Annotated in this window: 21 protein-coding genes; 9 read left to right on the top strand and 12 right to left on the bottom strand. The window is 45.3% G+C overall.

Translation table 11 applies throughout. The features are described from left to right. Nucleotides 1-106 precede the first annotated feature (106 nt). From EGM68_RS09170 to EGM68_RS09155, 4 genes are all read left to right on the top strand, one after another. Nucleotides 107-928, top strand: a complete 822-nt coding sequence (locus EGM68_RS09170; RefSeq protein WP_013370491.1) for a YitT family protein — start codon at nt 107-109, stop codon at nt 926-928. Between the two features lie 172 nt (nt 929-1,100). Then, entirely contained in the window at nt 1,101-1,289 is a 189-nt protein-coding gene (locus tag EGM68_RS09165; protein ID WP_014599634.1) for a hypothetical protein, read from the top strand. Nucleotides 1,290-1,507: 218 nt separating this feature from the next. Further along, nucleotides 1,508-2,686 carry a putative glycoside hydrolase gene (locus EGM68_RS09160; RefSeq protein ID WP_058829399.1) on the top strand — a complete coding sequence of 393 codons (1,179 nt, stop codon included), beginning with the start codon at nt 1,508-1,510 and terminating at the stop codon, nt 2,684-2,686. A 191-nt stretch (nt 2,687-2,877) separates the two neighbouring features. After that, a complete protein-coding gene (locus EGM68_RS09155) occupies nt 2,878-4,248 on the top strand; it encodes an MATE family efflux transporter (RefSeq protein WP_129549051.1) in 1,371 nt (456 codons plus the stop codon). On the opposite strand, the gene EGM68_RS09150 is transcribed toward EGM68_RS09155, so the two are convergent. The 5 genes from EGM68_RS09150 to EGM68_RS09130 form a co-directional block, all read right to left on the bottom strand. Next, nucleotides 4,245-4,454: a DUF3906 family protein gene (locus EGM68_RS09150; protein ID WP_013370487.1), complete on the bottom strand. Its 210-nt coding sequence runs from the start codon at nt 4,452-4,454 to the stop codon at nt 4,245-4,247. The two genes, EGM68_RS09155 and EGM68_RS09150, sit on opposite strands and share 4 nt — an antisense overlap. Nucleotides 4,455-4,571: 117 nt before the next feature. Beyond that, nucleotides 4,572-5,543 carry a 6-phosphofructokinase gene (gene pfkA, locus EGM68_RS09145; protein WP_013370486.1) on the bottom strand — a complete coding sequence of 324 codons (972 nt, stop codon included), beginning with the start codon at nt 5,541-5,543 and terminating at the stop codon, nt 4,572-4,574. 23 nt (nt 5,544-5,566) lie between these two features. Then, nucleotides 5,567-6,646 carry a tetraprenyl-beta-curcumene synthase family protein gene (locus EGM68_RS09140; RefSeq protein WP_014599633.1) on the bottom strand — a complete coding sequence of 360 codons (1,080 nt, stop codon included), beginning with the start codon at nt 6,644-6,646 and terminating at the stop codon, nt 5,567-5,569. 237 nt (nt 6,647-6,883) lie between these two features. Next, nucleotides 6,884-8,299, bottom strand: a complete 1,416-nt coding sequence (locus EGM68_RS09135; RefSeq protein WP_129549050.1) for an MATE family efflux transporter — start codon at nt 8,297-8,299, stop codon at nt 6,884-6,886. Nucleotides 8,300-8,508: 209 nt separating this feature from the next. Further along, the gene (locus EGM68_RS09130; RefSeq protein WP_013370483.1) at nt 8,509-8,706 is read right to left on the bottom strand and encodes a cold shock domain-containing protein; all 198 of its coding nucleotides are present in this window, start codon (nt 8,704-8,706) and stop codon (nt 8,509-8,511) included. 173 nt (nt 8,707-8,879) lie between these two features. Between EGM68_RS09130 and EGM68_RS09125 the strand changes: the two genes are divergently transcribed. The 5 genes from EGM68_RS09125 (at nt 8,880) to EGM68_RS09105 (ending at nt 12,835) form a co-directional block, all read left to right on the top strand. After that, nucleotides 8,880-9,113: a hypothetical protein gene (locus EGM68_RS09125; protein ID WP_014599632.1), complete on the top strand. Its 234-nt coding sequence runs from the start codon at nt 8,880-8,882 to the stop codon at nt 9,111-9,113. A 7-nt stretch (nt 9,114-9,120) separates the two neighbouring features. Beyond that, on the top strand, nt 9,121-9,309 hold the full coding sequence (locus EGM68_RS09120; protein WP_013370481.1) for a hypothetical protein: 189 nt from the start codon (nt 9,121-9,123) through the stop codon (nt 9,307-9,309). A 199-nt stretch (nt 9,310-9,508) separates the two neighbouring features. Beyond that, complete coding sequence (gene pepF, locus EGM68_RS09115; protein ID WP_013370480.1) at nt 9,509-11,305, top strand: oligoendopeptidase F; 1,797 nt, start codon at nt 9,509-9,511, stop codon at nt 11,303-11,305. 56 nt (nt 11,306-11,361) lie between these two features. Next, nucleotides 11,362-11,784 (top strand): LapA family protein, encoded by a 423-nt coding sequence (locus EGM68_RS09110; protein ID WP_013370479.1) that lies wholly within the window; start codon nt 11,362-11,364, stop codon nt 11,782-11,784. 13 nt (nt 11,785-11,797) lie between these two features. Next, the gene (locus tag EGM68_RS09105) at nt 11,798-12,835 is read left to right on the top strand and encodes a M42 family metallopeptidase (RefSeq protein ID WP_013370478.1); all 1,038 of its coding nucleotides are present in this window, start codon (nt 11,798-11,800) and stop codon (nt 12,833-12,835) included. 89 nt (nt 12,836-12,924) lie between these two features. Here the strand turns inward: EGM68_RS09105 and EGM68_RS09100 are convergent, their stop codons facing one another. From EGM68_RS09100 to hemY, 7 genes are all read right to left on the bottom strand, one after another. Continuing rightward, nucleotides 12,925-14,874 carry an ABC-F family ATP-binding cassette domain-containing protein gene (locus EGM68_RS09100; protein ID WP_129549049.1) on the bottom strand — a complete coding sequence of 650 codons (1,950 nt, stop codon included), beginning with the start codon at nt 14,872-14,874 and terminating at the stop codon, nt 12,925-12,927. A 122-nt stretch (nt 14,875-14,996) separates the two neighbouring features. Then, on the bottom strand, nt 14,997-15,575 hold the full coding sequence (locus EGM68_RS09095; RefSeq protein WP_129549048.1) for a TetR/AcrR family transcriptional regulator: 579 nt from the start codon (nt 15,573-15,575) through the stop codon (nt 14,997-14,999). 67 nt (nt 15,576-15,642) lie between these two features. Then, a complete protein-coding gene (locus EGM68_RS09090) occupies nt 15,643-16,449 on the bottom strand; it encodes a DUF92 domain-containing protein (protein ID WP_129549047.1) in 807 nt (268 codons plus the stop codon). 161 nt (nt 16,450-16,610) lie between these two features. Beyond that, nucleotides 16,611-17,234, bottom strand: a complete 624-nt coding sequence (locus EGM68_RS09080; protein WP_129549046.1) for a fumarylacetoacetate hydrolase family protein — start codon at nt 17,232-17,234, stop codon at nt 16,611-16,613. Nucleotides 17,235-17,272: 38 nt separating this feature from the next. Then, nucleotides 17,273-18,043, bottom strand: a complete 771-nt coding sequence (locus tag EGM68_RS09075) for a glycerophosphodiester phosphodiesterase (RefSeq protein ID WP_129549045.1) — start codon at nt 18,041-18,043, stop codon at nt 17,273-17,275. Nucleotides 18,044-18,124: 81 nt separating this feature from the next. Beyond that, nucleotides 18,125-19,420 (bottom strand): CapA family protein, encoded by a 1,296-nt coding sequence (locus tag EGM68_RS09070; protein WP_129549044.1) that lies wholly within the window; start codon nt 19,418-19,420, stop codon nt 18,125-18,127. Between the two features lie 137 nt (nt 19,421-19,557). Further along, nucleotides 19,558-21,003 (bottom strand): protoporphyrinogen oxidase, encoded by a 1,446-nt coding sequence (hemY, locus tag EGM68_RS09065; RefSeq protein WP_129549043.1) that lies wholly within the window; start codon nt 21,001-21,003, stop codon nt 19,558-19,560. Between the last annotated feature and the right edge of the window lie 5 nt (nt 21,004-21,008).

Genomic DNA, 21,008 nt, shown 5'->3' with positions numbered 1-21,008 from the left:
GGACATAGGTCCCTACTCAAGAATATCCACATCGCATTATAGCACAGAACAATTCATGAATACCAGTAAGTTGCTTTCTGTATAATTAAAATGAGGTGAAAAAAAGTTGTTAAAAAAAGTGTTAAACTGCTTAACTGTTATTCTTGGAGCCGCTGCCATAGCATGCGGTTTTAATCTGTTTCTCGTCCCACATCACTTGCTGAGCGGGGGAGTAGCCGGACTTTCCATGCTAATTGGCTATTTCACAAAATTCGATATCAGCACCATGTATTTTATCATCAATATCCCGATGCTTATTGCAGGCTGGTTTATTTTAGGCAAACGTTTTATTAGTCTGAGCATTCTGTCGGTTATCGTTACCACGTGGATTTTGGCTTGGGTACCTGTACATTCTGTTGTGTCTGATCCCCTGCTGGCCTCTGTCTTTGGAGGGGTCATGGTAGGCATTGGAGCGGGAATTTCTTTTCGGGTAGGAGGGTCTACAGGCGGTTTTGACATTATCGGTTCTATCGTTACCACTTATCGGGACTTCCCCGTCGGAACTGTACTTGTGGGCATGAATGGACTAGTCATTCTCGCAGCAGGATATTTGAACGATGACTGGAATATTGCACTCGCTTCCATGTTATCCATTTTTGTGACTGGTAAAGTGTTGGATCAAATCTATGTAAGTCATACGAAGATCACCGTTTACATCATTACAGAGCACACTGACAAGCTACTCAGCCGAATGTTAACAACGCCACGAGGTGTCAGCAAAATAAAAATTGAAGGTGCATTTTCACATACTGAAAAGGACATGCTGATGACTGTTACGACACGCTACGAGCTTGTTGAATTAAAACGTATCATTAAGGAAGTAGACCCTTCTGCTTTTGTCAATATTGTGGAAACGGTTGGAGTAATGGGTTCATTTCGCCGAAGATAAGCACAAACCCAAGTGTCAAAATGAAGCTTTTGTGGTACACTATATGTGCGCTGTTCCCATAGTATATAAAGACCAGCTTTACCTGCTATTTCACAGGCACTTTGCTTTTCCGAATCGTATTGAATGATTCTTTTGGAATGATTCCGAGCAGGAAAGGGTGATTTTTGTGGAAATGGAAACGGTAAAACTGTCCGACATTGTCTTAAGATGGTACCCGGAAATGCTCCCTTCTCTCAAAAAGAATGAGCTAAACTCGATGATTGTGCTTCGAGACGGGTTGTCCATACTCAAGCCAACGGATGCGCTTGAAATTATTCAGTACAGTATTTGTGAGCACCAAGACAATAACTATCTTCAATAAATCTTTTTTGCCAAATGCCGCTTCTTCCGGTTGTATCCACAACCGTGAAGAGAGCGGCATTATTTATGCCTATTTACGGATTCATCGAGCGATAGTTAGGTTAATCATGTAAGACTATGCCTGATGATGCCAGTATTGGTTACAAGCGTGTTGTTTTTTCTATCCATAACTTTACGTATAATCAGGTAAGCGCCATACATAAGGGAGAGAGTTAGGAAATGAATATGATTTGGGCAATTATGCTATTCGCAATGGGAATAGGCGGAAATGGGGACTCGTCAGCCAACGCTCCAAATGTAAAAGATACGGTGGCAACGACAATCAGCAGCGCCATGATCCAGGCACAACACAGTAATTTAAAGGTAGATGCCTCCAATCCGCCGGTTAAAATTGACCCACAGCCGACCACGCCAGCGATTAAAGGCATCTATGTCACAGCCTATAGCGCAGGCGGTTCACGTATGACCCAGCTACTCGAATTGCTGGACAAGACAGAGCTCAATTCCATGGTTATCGATATTAAGGACGATGCAGGTTACATCACGTATCCAACGACCAACCCCGAGCTTCTGAAATTGGGCAAGCCACAAAAATTCATTAAGGATATTTTCGGCTTGATGGACCGTTTGAAAAAACATAATGTTTATCCGATTGCTCGTATTGTTGTATTTAAAGATACGGTACTGGCCAACAAAAATCCTGAGATGTCCTTCCGCAATGCTGACGGCTCTGTTTGGAAAAACGGCAAGGGAGATGGGTTCGTCAATCCCTATAATAAAGAAGTATGGGATTATAATATCGCCATTGCCAAGGAAGCAGCAAAACTCGGTTTTAAGGAAATCCAATTTGACTATGTACGTTTCCCTGAGGGCTTTGAAAAAAGAGCAGACAAACTGAAATATACCAAATCAGACCAATCCCGCTCGGATACGGTCGCTGAATTCGTACAATATGCCCGCAAAGAACTTGCTCCACTAGGTGTGAGGGTATCGGTAGATATTTTCGGATATGCCGCATCCGTTCCTGCTGCCGAGGGAATCGGACAGGATTTCACTAAAATCTCTGAAAATGTGGATGTCATTTCACCGATGGTTTATCCAAGTCACTACACAACAGGCTGGTTCGGTGTAAAGGACCCCGATAAAAACCCCTACCAAACGATCAAAGGCTCCATGGCCGATACACACAAAAAACTCAATCCTACAGGCAAGCTAAAGCCAATTATTCGCCCTTGGATTCAGGATTTTACCGCAAGTTGGTTAGGAAGCGGACATTATGCCAAATATGGGAAAACACAAGTCGAGGACCAAATTCGCGCGCTTAAGGACATGAAGGTGGACGAATATTTACTCTGGAATGCCACTAACCGTTATACAAGCGGAGTAACTTATAAATAATTATTTCTCTGGACTTCTTTTTGTATAAGAATTTTAGAACTTATATCAAATATATCGAAGACTGCCCCGTTGTTTGACGAACGGATGCAGTCTTTTTTATTGCTGTTCAATTGTTGTAGTATCCCTTACAATAAAATTTACATGTTATGATATATACAAATAATAAACCCAAGTAAATGAGGAAAACAAAAATGCAATTGACTCTAACAATGGGTCAGAAATGGAAGCAGCTTTTTTACATTTTGCTTCCTATTCTGATTACCCAGCTTGCACTATCTGCCATGACTTTTTTTGATACTAATATGTCGGGGCACTTTTCCCCTGCTGATCTGGCTGGAGTAGCTATCGGAGTAAGCCTGTGGGTTCCTGTACAAACAGGCCTTAATGGGATACTTATGGCTATTACCCCTATTGTATCGCAATTGCTAGGAGCACAGCGTAAAGATAAGGTCTCCTACTATGTCATTCAGGCTCTTTGGCTATCTCTCGCCCTATCCATCGTCGTCTTGATAGCCGGGATCATTTTGGTAAAGTCTATATTAAACAGTATGAATCTGGAATTGAGAGTTCATAATGTGGCTCTGTACTACCTTTGTGCGATGGCCTTCGGTGTTGTTCCTCTATTTGCCTATACCGTGCTTCGCAGCTTTATGGATGCATTGGGACAAACCCGTTTTACGATGTTAATCACACTCATGTCATTGCCCATCAATGTTTTATTGAACTATCTACTTATTTATGGTAACTGGGGTTTTCCACGTTTGGGGGGTGTAGGCTCCGGGGTAGCAACAGCTACTACCTACTGGATTATTATGCTGGTCGCTGGTATTACTGCTCATCGGGGAAAAATATTTGCCGAATACCGAATCTTTAGCAAAATATACGGGATTGCGGCTAGTGCTCTGAAAGAGCTTATCAAGATCGGGGTACCTATTGGATTTGCTATATTTTTTGAGACTGCCGTCTTTTCAGCTGTCACGCTCTTCATGAGCAGCTATAACACGGCTACCATAGCAGCTCATCAGGCTGCCATGAACTTTGCATCTACGCTGTATATGATTCCACTCAGTATTTGCATGGCACTTACGATTCTGGTCGGCTATGAAACAGGAGCTGCCCGTCCACGAGATGCCAAAACTTATAGTGTAATGGGCATTAGCAGCGCAGTAGGTCTATCATTGATTACAGCTATTGTACTGCTCATCTGGGGTGAACAGGTCGCTCGGCTTTACTCTACCGACCTGCAGGTCATTCAATTAGCCCAGCATTTTTTAATCTATGCGATTTTCTTTCAGATCTCTGATGCTGTCGCTACACCAACACAAGGTGCACTACGTGGGTATAAAGATGTCAATCCGGCGTTTTTACTCACCTTCCTGTCCTATTGGGTTATTGGGCTTCCTGTAGGGTATATACTCGCACGCTGGACCACATGGGGGCCTTACGGCTATTGGATTGGCTTGATAACAGGCCTGGCCGTAGGTGCTATTTTACTTCTCTGGCGTTTGGTAAGAGTGCAGCATCGTTTTGCACAACAAAAACAACACGCAGAGACTAATTAGTCTTTGCGTGTCTCGATGACATATGCTGTACCAGCAGTTATTCGTTTTTTCTCTACGATAGCCACTTCCTTTAGCTCGGGGGGATATAAAAAGTGCCTCTCCACATGTTGATCAATTTCCTCAAATGCCTGTTCTTCATTCTCAGCAGCAAGAATGACGGTCAGAGCTCCTTCCGAGCTGTCCACTTCCATTTTGAATAAATACATGCATGATTACCTCCTGGCCCTATTCAATGCTAAAAAAATAGCGGATGACTCAGGTCATCCGCATAATTTTAATTTTTCCCCATATCAGAACCGATCTACTAAGCGTAAAGGTTCTTATTATTGGGACAAACGCAGAGCCAACTCATAAAGCTCCATGTTGAAATCTTTTTTGGTATTTACAACCTTGTCAATATCTGTAGCTACCAGCTTACCGTCGATCGTACCGCAAGCTTTGTCAGATACACCCTCAATCAATTGACGAACAGCAAAGTCCCCCAAACGGCTTGCGAGGTTACGGTCAAACGCAGTTGGTGTACCTCCACGTTGAATGTGTCCAAGCACTGTAACACGAGGCTCATAATCCGGACAATTTTCTTGGATTACTTTTGCTACTGTTTCGCCTTTGCCTACACCCTCAGCAACGATAATGATACTGTGGCGTTTGCCATGTTTGAAGTTTTGTTTCATCCGATCGGATACTTCATTCAGATCAAATTCCACCTCAGGTACCAAGATCGTTTCTGCACCGGAAGCCAGACCTGCATGGAGAGCAATATCGCCACAATGACGTCCCATAACTTCCACAATGGAAGAACGTTCATGGGAAGACATCGTATCACGCAGCTTGTTGATTGCGTCCACTACAATACTAACCGCCGTATCAAAACCAATAGTGTAGTCTGTGAAGGAAATATCATTGTCAATCGTTCCTGGAAGACACATGGTTTTAATGCCTTGCTTGGTCAGCTTGTTAGCTCCTTGGTAAGAACCGTCGCCACCAATTACGACTACGCCGTCAATTCCACGATTACGCAAAATTTCAGCGCCACGTTTCTGGCCTTCTTCAGTCGTAAATTCCAGGCATCTTGCAGATTGAAGTACAGTACCCCCACGTTGGATAATATCTCCGACGCTTCTCAGGTCCATTGGAAAAATATCGTCGTTCAAAAGACCTTGATATCCGCGTTGGATCCCGAATACTTCGAGTCCGAAATACAATCCGCTACGCACAACGGCGCGAACTGCCGCGTTCATCCCTTGTGAATCTCCACCACTTGTTAATACTGCAATTTTCTTAACTGCTGTCATGATTTATGACCTCCTCAAAATAATCATATAAGCCTTCTTATCCATCGACTGTTTAATAAGAAAAACAAACGCATGAGCGGACTATTTTTCATTAAACGTCTCGAAACAGCGCGAACATCCTGCTGCTCACTAACTTTAGGGTCGGATAAATATAAAGCCAGCAATCCCTCGATAATCATCCGGTGAAAGGAGCTGGCAGGGACATCTGCAATATCAGCCCGCGCCCGATTCACAACGTAGGCGATCCGGTCCAGCATCATGTCGGCATCTTCATAATAATTGCAAAAGTTAAGATCTCCGCCCTTCCGGTCTTCGTCTTGATCGATTAGATAATCCAGCAAAATATGAAGACTGCACACATGTGGAAAATACGATGCATGTATTGAGGCAGCCCCCGCATCTGTGAGATGCCGGTCGCTGGCAGCAAGAAACAGCATAAAGACCCCCAGGGTTGAGCCAGTAGCCGCAGCAAACTCGTTCCAGCGCAGCTCGGGTGTACGGTCCTTATGAATCGACCACCAGTCCAAAAGCGCTTGTTCCCGCAGCTCGGGTTTAATATGCTTGTATACTTGCAAATCCGTGTATAATCGCGCCAAATCCTGAACGTAAGGCATTGCCGCCTCATAGCCCGGAAGCCTGCTTACACAAGACTGACAGGTTGTCACCAGCCCGGTCAAATAACCGCCATCCTCCTGCTCACGACGCAACTCATAATAATTCACTGGCCTAGCCGCCGGATTAACCGCATCCAGCATAGACTGATGCAGCAACCTAAAATCATCCGGGTCCATCGACGTACTGCGATCACACAGGTTGTCCAGATAATCGCTAATCGTCTGGTACGCCACAATCAACGGAATTAGCGTCTGCCGGTCAGACATATTGGCTGCAGCATAAACCGCTCCCCCCACGCAGTGAAACGTCTTCTCTGCTATGCTCGCAAGCGCCTGGCTTCTCAGCTCAGGGTCCGGAATCTGTTCGGCCTTGCTCTTCCAGTTACTCAATTCTTGTTTCGTTTCAGGGAGAATGTGCTTGTACATTCGGCTCATTAGACCTATGGGGCCTCTCGGTACTTGATAACGTCCTTGCTCAACATAACTCAAATGACGGTGCCTCCACATTGTTGTCTACGTAATTATACCTATCCAAACCATATTCATTATAATATGATCGACCTTTTAGCACAAATGAACAACCTCACTTTTTTCTTTCATTTTCAAGAAAAATGAGTTCTTCTCACAAAAACGCTTTGTACCTGTGCTACTGAATCAATCAAAAATAGGAGTTTAACAAGATTCACCCTTATAAGACTTTAATCGCAAATAGTAGAAATGTCCTACCTAGCCCTTGTCCTCTGCCAACTTCACGCCTTGGTTGCCCTCTCTCATGCTAGCCTGCTTCCATTTCCCGAAAAGGTAGTAGAAAATAACTGCAACGGCGGAGATCGTAAAACCAACAGGAAAGCTCCACCATACAGCATTTAGACCATACTTATCGACAAATGCATAGGCCAAAGGTATACGAATGCCCCATAATGAAATAATGGTAATTAAAAGCGGTACCATTACAGAGCCTGTAGATCGAACAACGCCTGTAATGACATTGGTTATACCGAATATAACAAAAGACCACAACGTGATCAGATTAATCTGCATACCCAGTTCCAATGCCCCTCCCGTAGAAGGGAGAAACATCAGCAAGGCTTGACGGTTAAACACGTAAATGAGTACCACAGCCCCACCAGTCAATACAAAATTATATACAATCCCAATCCAGGTTGTCCTGCGTACTCGATCCCAGCGTCCGGCTCCGATATTTTGAGCGGCGAAGGAAGATACAGCTGCACCTAATGCCATGGCCGGCATCTGCACATAGCTGGACAAATTGTTAGCTGCTGTATAGGCTGCCGCTGCGACTGTCCCGTAACCGTTGATCAGATTCATTAAAGCAATCGCACTGGTAGAGACAGCAATCATTTGTAGTCCCATCGGAACTCCCTTACGAATAAGAGTCCAAATAATCTTCCAATCAAATCGAAGTAAGTGAAGCTCTGAAGATGTAATGCGCAGAAAATATTTTACACGATATAGGTAAATGAGAATCAACACAAAGCTGATCCCTTGAGCAATCAGGGTAGCTGCGGCAGAGCCTCCGATGCCCATAGCAGGAATCGGTCCCCATCCAAATATGAGTAGTGGGTTAAGTAATACATCCAGTACGACGGAAACGAGCAGAAAATAAAATGGTGTTTTGGAATCTCCAGCCCCTCTCATTACGGTCATGATGTAGTTATAGCCGTACAAAAAGGGCATACCCGCGAAAATAATGCGTGTATAAGTGATCGCCATATCGACTGATTCGGCAGGCGTATTGAGCACATGAAGAATCCAAGGTGAGCCCAAAAAACCAATAATACCTATAGCAAAAGCGAGCACCAGGAAAAAGACAGCGCTTGTACCTACTACACGCTTCGTTTCCGCTATGTCACCCGCTCCGATATTTTGTCCGATCAGAATAGTGGCCGCCATAGTGACCCCAAAAATCGAGCTGATCAGAAAGAACATTATAATATTTCCGTTCGAAGCGGCAGTCAACGCAGCTTCTCCCAGAAACTTTCCAACCCAGATTGAATTAATCGTTCCATTCAAGGATTGCAGAATATTTCCGAACAGCATCGGCAAAGAGAACATAAACAGTGTTTTGGCAATGGGGCCTTCAATCAGGGAAGGATTACGATTAGCCTCTGCTGCACTCATTTTCTCAACTCCTTTCAACTTACAATAACTCATATTTAGTTTTATTACGTATAATACCCTATTCGAGCTCAATCTTCTCATTTCACAAACGTTTTTACGCAAAAAAGCGCAGCTCCTTAAATGTAAGGAACTGCGCTCTCAATTCATCGTTTAACCGTAATATATAAGACATCCGTAAAAACGGAACATTTCTTACAATTCAGTTACACTTACAGTTTGATTACGTTAGCTGCTTGTGGTCCACGGTTGCCTTCAGTAATTTCGAATTCAACCTCTTGACCTTCTTCCAAAGTTTTAAAACCGTCGCCTTGGATTGCGGAGAAGTGTACAAATACATCCTCGCCACCCTCAACTTGAATGAAGCCATAACCTTTTTCTGCGTTAAACCATTTAACTGTACCTTTCAAGTGAACAACCTCCTAAAAATACCGCCATCTATGGCGAATATCCATATTATACTTCATGCTTTTTCACATTGCAATTGGTGTTTTTCCGGGTTTTACGGTCTGGAATGATTTGCTTTTGCGGCGGAAACTGCGGTATCATGAACCAAAACATCTATAAAATCGGAGACATGCATATGATGAAAAAACACGAAATATACAAAAAAGACAAGTGGAATATGATGACTGTCGAGGTGCAGGGCCGTTACATCGTTTTGCGGGAAATATCTGATGATTGGGGCGAGGAAGCCCACACGTTTTTGAGCCGTCCTGCGCTTATGCATTGGGCTGAAAATCGTTTTCCCAAGCAATCCTTTCAAGATAATGAGGAAGAGTGGCAGCGGATCATGAACGCTTTCAAACAGGTGTAGCCTATTCATGGTGTCCAACAGTTATCTCATCTTCATTATTCTGGCCTTCACGCTGGGCGGAGTGCTGATCATGAAGCGTGAAACGATACCGGCTCCTCTCAAAAAGTGGATGGCCCTCACTGCCGTAATCATGATTTGCCTTGCCTTTTATCTTATTGTATACAGCTTATTAAATATAGGTTCCAACCCACAGTAAGGAAAATTATACTTTCAGGGGCAAAAGGTCATACTATGGTATAACAAGCCATGGTATAAGGAGGATATGCCGTTACATGCATCCTGTAAAACCTCTTGCCCTGCTGCTTACAGTAAGTGTGGCGGTTTCCTCGTTTTGGCATCCGCCCCTTACCGCCGCAGCCCTATCCCACATTACGTTCGATCAGAGGAGGCTCTCCATGAGTGAAATTGTAAAACGCGCTGATGCGCCAGTGGAAAATACATGGAAACTGGAAGACCTGTTCCCCAACCGCAAGGCATGGGATCAAGAATACGAAGAAGTCAAACAATTGGCCAAAAAGGCTGCTCAATTTCAAGGCAAGCTCAACTCAGCCGAAGCGATTGGCAACTGCTTCAAACTCGAAGATGAGCTGTCGCTCAAAACTGAGCGTGTATATGTGTATGCCCATCTTCATCATGATGAAGATACGGCTGAACCTACATATCAAGGTCTTTCGCAAAAAGCTAAAAAGCTAGGCGTTGAAGTCAGCGAGTCCCTATCATTCGTCACACCTGAAATTTTGGCGCTGCCAGATTCTCAGCTTGATGCCTTCATTGAAGATCCGAAGCTTTCGGATTATAAGTTCACACTTCAAGAAATGAAGCGGGAAAAAGCACATGTTTTGGGCAAAACAGAAGAAGCGCTGCTCGCTCAGGTTGGCAATCTGGCTCAAGCCCCGCAAACGATTTTTGGGATGCTCAATAACGCGGATCTGAAGTTTCCGAAAATCAAGGATGAGCATGGCAAAGAGGTCGAGCTGACTCATGGCAGCTACATTCAATTTCTCGAAAGTCCACACCGGGAAGTACGTGAACGTGCTTTTAAAGCGGTATATGACACATATGCGAAAAATAAAAATACGATTGCTTCTACATTGAGTGCCAATGTGAACAAAAATATTTTTTATTCTCGTGTTCGCAAATACCCTTCCGTACTGGAAATGTCACTATACGGCGACAATATTCCGAAGGAAGTGTATACGAATCTTATTGATACGATTCATGAAAGCTTGCCCCTGCTTCACCGTTATATCAAGCTGCGTAAAAAGCTGCTAGGTGTGGATGAGCTACATATGTATGATTTATTTGCTCCGCTTGTGGACGAATATAAGATGGATATTACGTATGAGGACGCCAAAAAGCAAACCAAAGAAGGCCTTAAGCCTCTGGGCGAGGACTATCTGGCTTCATTGCAAAAAGGCTATGATGAGCGCTGGATTGATGTATATGAAAATGAAAATAAACGTACAGGCGCCTATAGCTGGGGAGCTTATGGCACCCACCCTTATGTGCTTCTGAACCATAAAGATAACCTGAACAGCATGTTCACGCTTGCACATGAAATGGGGCATGCGCTGCATTCGTACTATTCAGACAACGCATTGAAGTACCGGGATGCACAATATACTATTTTCCTGGCTGAAGTGGCTTCCACTACTAATGAAGCCTTGCTGATGGATTATTTGCTGAACAAATCTACCGATCCAAAAGAGAAAATGTACCTCCTCACCTATTATGCGGACCAATTCCGTACAACGGTATTCCGTCAAACGATGTTTGCGGAATTCGAGAAGATTGTACATGAGCGTGCTGAACAGGGAGAATCCCTTACACCGCAGCTTTTGTCGGAGATTTACTATGATCTGAATGTGAAATATCACGGACCTGGCATGAAGGTAGACAAAGACATAGAAATGGAATGGGCACGAATCCCTCATTTTTATAACAGCTTTTATGTCTACAAATATGCTACCGGCTTCTCGGCAGCAACCAGTTTTTCGAAACAGATTCTGGAAGAAGGCCAGCCAGCCGTTGACCGTTACTTAGGCTTCCTAAAGAGCGGTGGCAGTGATTATTCAATCAATATTTTGAAGAAAGCTGGCGTTGACATGTCCTCACCGCAGCCGATTCGCGAAGCAATGAGCGTATTTGAGGAAGTCATTACGGAAATGGAAAAACTAACTGAAGGAAAGTAAAACCGTGCACACTTAGAATCCCGCATTAAAAAGATGCACGGATAAATCCCTTGTCCATGGCGGACAAGGGATTTTATAATGTAACGGAAGGAGGTGGCATTTTGAAAACACAATGGTCTTTGATCGCAGCACTTGTTATAGCTTTGTTAACAGCTGTTTTTGCTGTTATTAATGTCAATTCGGTTCAAGTGAACCTTCTGTTTAGTAGGGTTAGCATCCCTTTGATTCTACTTATTCTCGGTTGCACTCTTTTAGGTGGACTTATTGTCGGTTCTTTCGGTATCTTCCGCCAATATAGGCTTCAGAGAGAGATTAAACGTCTGACTAATCAGCTTCATACACTACAAGAAGAGCACACATCGGCAGTCGAAGCATATGCGAATGTGTCCAGTGACACGACTGGTTCTTCCAGCACGGTGTCTACATCCGACCCAGGTATAGAGCAATCGTCCTCTAACCCTGATCGGTTGTCCAAATGAGGAGGAGCAACAAATGACAATTCAATTAAATGAAAACTATATCATGAGCCTTTTAAATCAGCTTTTGAACACGCCTAGTCCCAGTGGATATACACATCATGTAATGGAGCTGATTCGTAAGGAAGCCGAAAAGCTAGGAGTACCCCTCGAATGGAATGCAAAAGGCGGTGCTATCCTGACTCTGGAAGGTCAAGCAACGGACCGTACAGTGGCGCTTAGCGCGCATGTGGATACATTGGGCGCAATGGTACGTTCGATTACAGCGCATGGTACCCTACGCCTGACATCTGTGGGTGGCTTCATGATGAACAGCATTGAGAACGAATACTGCCTTATTCATACCAGAAGCGGACAAACCTATACGGGCACTATTCTATCCAGCCACCCATCCGTGCACGTCTATGATGATGCACGAAGCTTTGAGCGTAAGGAGAGCCATATGGAGGTACGGATTGACGAGCTTGTCGAGTCGAAAGAAGACGTGCTTCAGCTCGGTATTTCGGTGGGCGATTTTATTTCGTTCGATGCGCGCCCAGTCGTAACGCCCAGTGGCTTTATCAAGTCGCGGCACTTGGATGATAAAGCCAGCGTAGCGGCACTGTTTGGTTTATTAGAATCATCTGTACATGGAGGCTGGAAGCCTCGACATACTGTTAAATTGCTCATTTCCAACTATGAAGAAGTGGGGCATGGAGCGGCTTACATACCCGAAGGAATCAGTGAGATGATTGCTGTCGACATGGGCTGCATAGGTGAAGATCTAAGCTGCAAGGAAACGGACGTTTCCATCTGTGCCAAAGACTCCTCAGGTCCTTACGACTACAACATGACAACCCGTCTGATTGAGCTGGCTAAGGAACTGAATATTCCGTATGCGGTAGATATTTATCCACACTATGGCTCAGACGCTTCGGCTGCGCTTAAAGCAGGCAATAACATTCGTGCTGCACTGATCGGACCTGGCGTACACGCCTCTCACGCAATGGAACGCACGCATAAGCAGGCCGTAGTGAACACTGCCCGTCTGCTCGCGGCTTACGTAACAGCTTAACCATTTTATGCTGCATGGAAAACAGGTGCACATACTTCTATTTCTACAAAAAAGCAAGCCTCCATCTAAATGGAGACTTGCTTTTATTTTTAAGATTTACTTTGTTCAATTTGCTCGGCTAGCTCATTCAAATAGGTCCAGCGTTCCATTTGGTACTCTAGATGCTGTTCGGCCTTCGCTTGCTCAGCCATGAGCTCCTGCAACCGTGCCGAATCGCTGAAAGATTCCTCCATCTGTCGCTGAATATCGGCCAATTTCTGTTCGGCTTGTTCAATCAGCTCATCAATCTGCTCATATTCCCGCTGTTCCTTAAAGGTAAATTTAAGCTTGGGTTTACTTGTCCCCTTGACTGAATCGGAAGAACCAGCAGACTTAGGCGTAGAAGAACGATTCGAGGAAGCTGTACCCGTCGAGTCAGACGTATTCGCAGAAGATTGAGCATTTTTACTGATCCATTCTGCATACTCGCTATAGTCGCCTACATGTACACGTACTTGCCCATTCCCTTCGAAAGCAAGTATTTTGTCCACGGTCCGATCCAGGAAATAACGATCATGAGAAACGATAAAAACTACGCCCGGGAACTCATCCAGATAGTCTTCCAAAACGGAAAGAGTCTGAATATCAAGATCATTTGTCGGTTCATCCAACAATAGTACATTCGGTGCGGACATAAGGACACGCAGCAGATACAAGCGACGTTTTTCGCCCCCCGATAAACGAGAAATAACCGTCCATTGCGCGCTTGGTGCAAACAGAAACCGTTCCAGCATCTGCGCAGCTGTAATCGTCGAACCGTCTGCCGTACGAATCACTTCGGCTTCTTCCTTAATATATTCAATGACACGCAAGGATTCGTCCATTTCCTGATGTTCTTGAGTAAAATAACCAAGCTTCACAGTCGGTCCCAGTACAACACTGCCGGAATCTGGTTCTAGACGCTGGGCAATCATTTGGAGCAGAGTGGATTTTCCACTACCGTTAGGTCCCAGGATGCCCACACGATCACCAGGAACCGCAATGTAACTCAAATCCTGAATCAGCTTACGAGAATCTACCGATTTGGACAGCTCCTCGATCTCCAATATCTTTTTACCCAGACGTGTGGAGGCAACGGACATATCTACAGATCCAGAACGAGCTTCCGGTTGCTGATCCCTGAGCTGCTCATAACGGTCAATACGAGCTTTCTGCTTGGTCGAACGTGCCTTTGCTCCTCGGCGAATCCAGGCCAGCTCATTACGCAGCAGGTTCTTCCTTTTTTGTTCCGATGACGCTTCCCGCTCCTCGCGTTCTGCCTTCAGCTCCAGAAAACGGGTATAGTTAGCCTCATAACGGAAAAGGCGACCATGATCCAGCTCTAACATGACATTAGCAACTCTATCCAGAAAATAGCGATCATGCGTGATCATTAATAACGCACCGCGTCTTTTTTGCAAATATTGCTCCAACCATGCAACGGAATCATTATCAATATGGTTGGTAGGCTCGTCCAGAATGAGCAGCTCACAGGGTTGGATCAAAGCCGCAGCCAAAGCAACCCGTTTACGCTGACCACCGGAGAGAACGCCCATTCGAGACTCAAACTGGGTGATCCCCAGTCGGGTAAGTATATTTTTCGCCTCGCTCTCCAGCTGCCATGCTTGGAACGTATCCATTTGCTGGCTTGCTCGCAGCAGGCGGTTTTGGAGCTCCTCACTACCCGGATTCAACTCCAGTAACTCCATGGCTTCCGTATATTCACGCACTGCTTTCATTTCAGGCTGATTGCCATGAAAAATATGCTGGAGTACCTTCATTTCAGGATCAAACTCCGGATTTTGTGCCAGATACTGAATTCGCACATCATTGTTCACTGCAATATTACCCTCATCTGGCGGCTCTAAGCCGGAAATCACACGTAAAAACGTCGATTTGCCAGTGCCATTTACACCAACAACCCCTATTTTGTCACGCTCATCCATACCAAAGGAAACATCTTCGAACAACATTTTCTCGCCGTAGCTTTTTGTTATATGTTCAACGGTCATAATATTCATTACAGATTCCCTACTCTTCCCCAATTTTGTGATGCATCTTGTCTATTTTAACACAGACACAGCCAATGATTAAAAAAAACCGTTAGCTGAACAATGCCAGTACGGTTTTCAAAGACCACATGTCAGGATTTTTGTACTCCGGCTTCACAGCCATGCATAAATAAATTAGCTGCCAATGCAGCCGTCTGATCCACGTCACATTCACGGAAATCTTGATTCAACAAAATATCCATTTTTAGGCGTTCCATCATACCAATGAATGCCTTCGCATGAAATTCGGGCTGCAATACACCCTCTGACGCCAGTTTATTTTTGACCAGATCGGTATAGTCCTGAATAAATCCCCGCATAAACTCTATGAGATCGGGATCACTATTCGGAGTCATAAAAAATAATTTAGTATGCTGCTTGCGTTTGTAATAGTAGTGGAGATGCAAACTCGCCATTCGCAGCAATCCCTCTCCCAAAGTACGATTGACTAATGCGTCTTGCATTTCGGCTAGGTATTGTTCGCAATCTCTACGTGTGACTGCTGTAAATAGCTGCTCTTTACTTTTAAAGTACAAGTATACCGTGCCTTTAGCAACACCTGCTTGTTCTGCAATTTCGGAAATTTTGCTTTCATAAAAGCCTTTGATGCCGAAGACAGTGTAAGCAGCGTTCAAAATAGCTTCATATTTATCTCCGTGCATTTCACCCATCTTTGCACCTCCTGAAACCATGATTAAAGCACGCAGTTATTCCCTAGAGCGATCTCCAGCCCCGTGTTCAGAGTATAAAGAAAATACCTGCAAGCGCGACCAATCCTCCGAAAATAGAGCTAATACTATTCACCCGATCATTGCTCATCCAATGCCAGCCTCGCGTATAAACTGTCGTTTGTCCACAATGTGTGTCTACTTCTACTTCCCGCTTGCAAACTGGGCAGGAGCGCATCAATTGCACCGTAGCACCAAGATAAGAATCAGCAAAAGCTCCGGCACTGCCGGATATTCCCCCAATCAGTGCCCACAGCCATAACGGCAATTCCGGCATTCCTACGGCGTGTCCAAAGCCCCATGCGCCAATACCGATCAGTATGCCACCAGCCAAGGCCGCAGCCGTTCCTAATACAGATACTCCTCCTGAGGTTCCGGGTGCCAGTACCTTCCCGGTAAGCACCGAACGAGGCGGCTTACGACTCAAGCTTCCAAATTCCGTTGCCCACGTATCGGAGGTGACCGTAGCCATAACACCGACAAATGCCAGTTGCCAGGCAACATGAGGCCATATCGCATAACCTAGGCATAGCAGCATGCCTAATCCCCCATTAGCCCATACTTGCCCTGCATCCCGATTGCCTGTTTTGGCATACGATTTTTCGAGCTCAGCCTTGCGTTCCTTTTTGAACCTCGACAATAGGGTGGACGTGATAAAGAATAAGAGCAATGTACCAAACCAAAACAGGTTGCCCGCCCCATAATACACAGTTCCCATCAGTACAGCCGCAGCAAAGCCGGACAAGGTTAAAGATTTTTTATAAAATGCAGCCCCCGCTACCACAGCAGCGGAAAGCAATCCGATGATCCAGTCCATGATATACCCCCGCATTTGAGATGAATCTCTGTTTTTCGCTTGTAGTTCTGATATCATTGTACAATGCTGTACGCTTATATAAAAGCCGTGCTCCATGCTTTCGCACAGGACACGGCCTTCACAAGACTTTTTTAAGTATCTTTATTATTGCCACTGTAGATTTAGCCGATGGTGAAGCTTCCCTGACGCTCACTCCCCCAGTAAAGCTCAAAGTGGTCCCCGCTCGTTGTAGGCCCTACACCCGCCGGAGTGCCAGTAAAGATAATATCTCCCTTACCTAGTCCATATTGAGTTGCTATATATTCAACGATGTCCTGGATAGAAAAGATCATGTCCTTGACATGCCCACGCTGCACCTCTTGTCCATTTTTGAATAAGGAAAAATCCTGCTGCTCCAATATGTCCAAGCTCTCCAAAGGCAAGAACGGTGTCACAGGTGCAGACGATTTAAAGCCTTTAGCAGCAGTCCACGGATGGCCTTTTTTCTTGAGCGTACTTTGTACATCACGCAGGGTAAAATCAATGCCAAATGCAAAAGCGTTCAGACACGCATCTGCGGTCATGCCTGGTTCGTAGTTACGGCCTACAGCGACAACCAGTTCAGTCTCAAAATGAATATCTCCCTTACCTTGAGGAAGCTCCAGCGCAGCACCATCCAGCGGCACAACCGCATGAGATGGCTTCAAGAAAATCATTGGTTCTGTCGGAACCTCATTCCCCAGTTCCTCCGCATGCAACTTATAATTGCGTCCGACACAATAAACATTACGAATTTCTACGTTCATTACGATCCGTCACCCTTCCGCGTATGTAGACCAATTGATTAACGAATAAGTTTACGTATATAGTGCCACATCCGGGGCTTAGAAAGCAAAAAAACCTGCTCCCAGCGATCCGGCCAATTAGTACAAATCATCAATTCAGGATGTAATGAGGACAATCTCCGCATGATACGCCGGTCATTCACCGTCCACGCCATGACCGTAATACCCCGTCCGATCAGATCTTTCAAGAGCTTTCGGTCTATCCGTGGATAGCCAATAGATAAAAAAGAACATTGCAGATTTTCTAATTGCTTTGCCAAATCGTCTGGACGGGCATCGATAATCAGTCCAGTACGGATTTCGGGTGCCAGTTCTTTTGCTCGGCGCAATGCCGCACGCTCAAAAGAGGTCAAGACTACCTCAGCCTCCATCCCCCTCATTATAATTTCACGTAGGACGGCTTTCTCTAGTCCGGGATACATATCACCAGCAGTTTTGAGCTCAATATTGAGCGATACACGCCCCTGGCACAAGTCAAGCACTTGGGCGAGGGAAGGAATAGGTTCCCCGTGATATTGTGCATTTTTCCAGCTACCTGCATCGAGTCGTTGCAATTGTTTCCAGTCTGCATCCTTTACTCGTCCCGTACCGTTCGTCGTTCGCTCCAGCGTAAAATCATGAAAGACCACAGGAACACCGTCCTTTGACAGCTGTACATCCAGTTCAATCCAGTGCGCAAAAGGCTGTTCCAGCGCAAGCTTAAAAGCTGCCATCGTGTTCTCGGGAGCAATTCCCGAGAAACCGCGGTGAGCCACGCACAAATGATTCATCCCGTTATGACCTCCATTCACAAAGGAGTCGCTCATACAATCGTTCCGTCCATGTCCATATTAATAATTTCTTTCTTACTGCTATTGAGCGCTTACCGTACCATCTACACCTATCGAGACATTACTTGGTGACAGTGCAGTTACTTTCTGCAAAATTTTGCTGGCCTCCACATCTTTCAATGGGATCGGTTGACCCAGCTCCGCCCGGTAAGGGGTCAGCTTCATCTTACAGTCCCCGTTTCGGGTACAGGTGGCCTGAAATATCGCTGTATCCCAAGTGGCTGGCACCGTTGATTTAGAAAAAATAAAATTGCCTGTGCTGTATGCAATCCATTTGCCTTTATATTGCTCCATCCCTTGCAGCACATGAGGATGCCCGCCAATGACCAGATCGGCCCCAGCATCAATAAAAGCGTGAGATAACTCCGTTTGATGAGGTTCAAGTGTAGTTGCCCGCTCCTTGCCCCAATGGGCAACTACAATCACCAAATCAGCCTGATTTCGTGCCTCACGAATAGACTTTACGATAGCGGTCGAATCATAAGCCCCTGCTACACCTGGCTGTTTGGCACTCGCATTCCAGTTGGCTTCAGGCATGACACGTGTAGCCCCCAACAACGCAATTTTAATCCCGTTACGTTCAAAATAATGCGGTGCATACGCTTCTTTAGCATTGCGTCCAGCTCCAGCATGGGCTATACCCTTTTCATCCAAATATTTCAGGGTATCCAGTAATCCGCTTGTCCCCTGATCCAAAATATGATTGTTGGCCAAATTTACAGCATCGACCCCTGCCACTGCCATTGCAGTTAGCGCCTTGGGCGAAGATTTATACACATACGTTTTATTTAACGCACCGACGCCATTAGTAGTCACCGGTGTTTCCAGATTGGCAATCGTCAGATCGTCTTTATGGAACAAGCTTCCGAGATATTGGTATGGAAAATCAAATCCGTTCTGCTCCAACCGCTGCTCAACTTTACCAGAGAACTGCACATCCCCTATGAAGTGAAGGGTAACTGCTGGAGAATTCGCATCGTCCGTGGTTGATTTGATGTCATCCTCCGTTCCCCTCTTCTCGGTGGGTGCATCATCGTTGTTTACACCCTTATTTGGCGAATCCTCCTGTGCTTGCCCGTCTTTCTCCGAAGATGATTTTGCTCCTGAAGAGCCCGTTTGGATGTTCTTTTCAGTTTGCGAATACTTGGCGTTTTCCGCAAGAGAACCACTACTATCGTGTTCAAATATGTAATAATAACTGAAAAGTCCTACAATCATGAACAGCAAGACCAGATTCGTAATGATCCATGCCTTGCCTATTTTTGGTTTTCTTGCTCTCTTTCGACCTTCATTTCTCTGTGACCTGGGAGGGTACATTCTTCACTCCTTCTATGCTATTCCATATACATGCATTCCTTATTAGCTGGCGACTTTTACACCTTCTCCATTATATATCAAATTTCTATATAAATAGAACCCCTCGCCTGGATCGCGAAGGGTTCATTATCGAACATTTATACCTGGACCTTGACGGCTTCCTGTTGTGCTGTGTGGACAGCCTTGGAGGCCCATTCCTTAGCCTGACGGATGCAGTCCGGCAAACCGATTGCATCATAGCCAGCGCCTAAAACGTACACCCCTGGCATCGCACTGCGTAGCTCTTCCCGCAGATTAGCTATAGCTTGTGGGTGCCCTACCGGGTATTGCGGCATGGAATTACGAAGACGTGTAATTTCCGTGAACAGCGGAGTTGCTGTAACTCCCATCATCTCTTTCAAATCCTTACGTACCACCGCAATCAGCTCATTATCCGGTAAGTCTACTGTTTCTTCAGCTCCTGCTCGCCCTACATAACAACGCAACAGCACCTTATCATCCGGGCTGGTATGTAGCCACTTGGCAGACGTCCAAGTACAAGCTGTGACACTACGTCCTTCTTTGCGAGGAACCAGAAAACCGGAGCCGTCAAAGACGTTCTCAATATCTGTTTTATCAAAGGCCATGACCACGTTCGCTACGGAGACGTAATTAACAGCTTCCAGTGCAGACACATTTACATGATCTCGCAATAGCGGCGCAGCAGCAAAATTGGGAGTCGTTACAAAAATATCATCTGCCTCCAGTGTCTCTCCATTGTCCAACATAACGCGATAGGGACTTCCTTCAGTTTCCGTCGTCTTTGTGAATTCGGTAACAGCAATTCCGGTGCGTAAATCACAGTCATACAAATCATTCAACAATGCATGCACCAAACTTTGCAAGCCTTGGCGGAAGGTCAAAAAGGCGCTTTTCTTCGTACCTGTGTGCGTTTCAGCAGGTTTTCGACCTGTCCTCATCCCGTGAATAAGGCTTCCGTATTGCTGCTCCACCTCTGCAAACTGTGGAAAAGTTGCCTGCAAACTTAGCGTCTTCATGTTGGCAGCATAGATTCCCGCCAGCAGTGGCTCGGTTACATTCTCTAGCACTTCTTTGCCCAGTCGGCGTTCAATAAAATCACCCAGCGCCTCATCTCCCGGTTCACGTCGAGGCGGAATGACAAAATCCATCATAGCCCGCATTTTTCCACCTAAAGAGATCAAGCCACTGCGTAAAAATGGTTTTAGCTCTGTTGGAATGCCCAGCACCAGCCCAGGAGGCATCGGATGAAGCTGACCTTCATGCAAAATATATGTCTTTTTAGCTTCAGGGTTCGTGCTTACCAGCTCATGGTCCATCTCTAACTCTTTTGCCAGATCTATCATAGCCGTTTTACGGGCCAGAAAGGAATCTGGCCCCTTTTCTATGACAAAACCATCTTTATGCAATGTTTCAATTTTTCCGCCTAGCGCGGAAGCTTTCTCCACCAGCGTAATTCGAGGTGTGTAGCCAGCTTCTTTGTACATTTTTCGTGTATAAAAAGCAGTGCTAAGCCCGGTCAAGCCTCCACCTACAATTACAATATTACGTAACTTTTGCTCCATTATGT

The sequence above is a fragment of the Paenibacillus sp. M-152 genome, assembly GCF_003856555.1.
GTDB classification, from domain to species: domain Bacteria; phylum Bacillota; class Bacilli; order Paenibacillales; family Paenibacillaceae; genus Paenibacillus; species Paenibacillus polymyxa_C.
Note: the sequence above shows the minus strand (reverse complement) of the source record. Positions and strands in the feature narration are given on the sequence as shown.

Coding starts and splice junctions, on each gene's coding strand:
- EGM68_RS09165 (WP_014599634.1), top strand. CDS start 1,101: ATGGAAACGGTAAAACTGTCCGACATTGTCTTAAGATGGTACCCGGAA.
- EGM68_RS09160 (WP_058829399.1), top strand. CDS start 1,508: ATGAATATGATTTGGGCAATTATGCTATTCGCAATGGGAATAGGCGGA.
- EGM68_RS09155 (WP_129549051.1), top strand. CDS start 2,878: ATGCAATTGACTCTAACAATGGGTCAGAAATGGAAGCAGCTTTTTTAC.
- EGM68_RS09150 (WP_013370487.1), bottom strand. CDS start 4,454: ATGTATTTATTCAAAATGGAAGTGGACAGCTCGGAAGGAGCTCTGACC.
- pfkA (WP_013370486.1), bottom strand. CDS start 5,543: ATGACAGCAGTTAAGAAAATTGCAGTATTAACAAGTGGTGGAGATTCA.
- EGM68_RS09135 (WP_129549050.1), bottom strand. CDS start 8,299: ATGAGTGCAGCAGAGGCTAATCGTAATCCTTCCCTGATTGAAGGCCCC.
- EGM68_RS09125 (WP_014599632.1), top strand. CDS start 8,880: ATGATGAAAAAACACGAAATATACAAAAAAGACAAGTGGAATATGATG.
- EGM68_RS09120 (WP_013370481.1), top strand. CDS start 9,121: ATGGTGTCCAACAGTTATCTCATCTTCATTATTCTGGCCTTCACGCTG.
- pepF (WP_013370480.1), top strand. CDS start 9,509: ATGAGTGAAATTGTAAAACGCGCTGATGCGCCAGTGGAAAATACATGG.
- EGM68_RS09110 (WP_013370479.1), top strand. CDS start 11,362: ATGGCGGACAAGGGATTTTATAATGTAACGGAAGGAGGTGGCATTTTG.
- EGM68_RS09105 (WP_013370478.1), top strand. CDS start 11,798: ATGACAATTCAATTAAATGAAAACTATATCATGAGCCTTTTAAATCAG.
- EGM68_RS09100 (WP_129549049.1), bottom strand. CDS start 14,874: ATGAATATTATGACCGTTGAACATATAACAAAAAGCTACGGCGAGAAA.
- EGM68_RS09095 (WP_129549048.1), bottom strand. CDS start 15,575: ATGGGTGAAATGCACGGAGATAAATATGAAGCTATTTTGAACGCTGCT.
- EGM68_RS09090 (WP_129549047.1), bottom strand. CDS start 16,449: ATGGACTGGATCATCGGATTGCTTTCCGCTGCTGTGGTAGCGGGGGCT.
- EGM68_RS09080 (WP_129549046.1), bottom strand. CDS start 17,234: ATGAACGTAGAAATTCGTAATGTTTATTGTGTCGGACGCAATTATAAG.
- EGM68_RS09075 (WP_129549045.1), bottom strand. CDS start 18,043: ATGAATCATTTGTGCGTGGCTCACCGCGGTTTCTCGGGAATTGCTCCC.
- EGM68_RS09070 (WP_129549044.1), bottom strand. CDS start 19,420: ATGTACCCTCCCAGGTCACAGAGAAATGAAGGTCGAAAGAGAGCAAGA.
- hemY (WP_129549043.1), bottom strand. CDS start 21,003: ATGGAGCAAAAGTTACGTAATATTGTAATTGTAGGTGGAGGCTTGACC.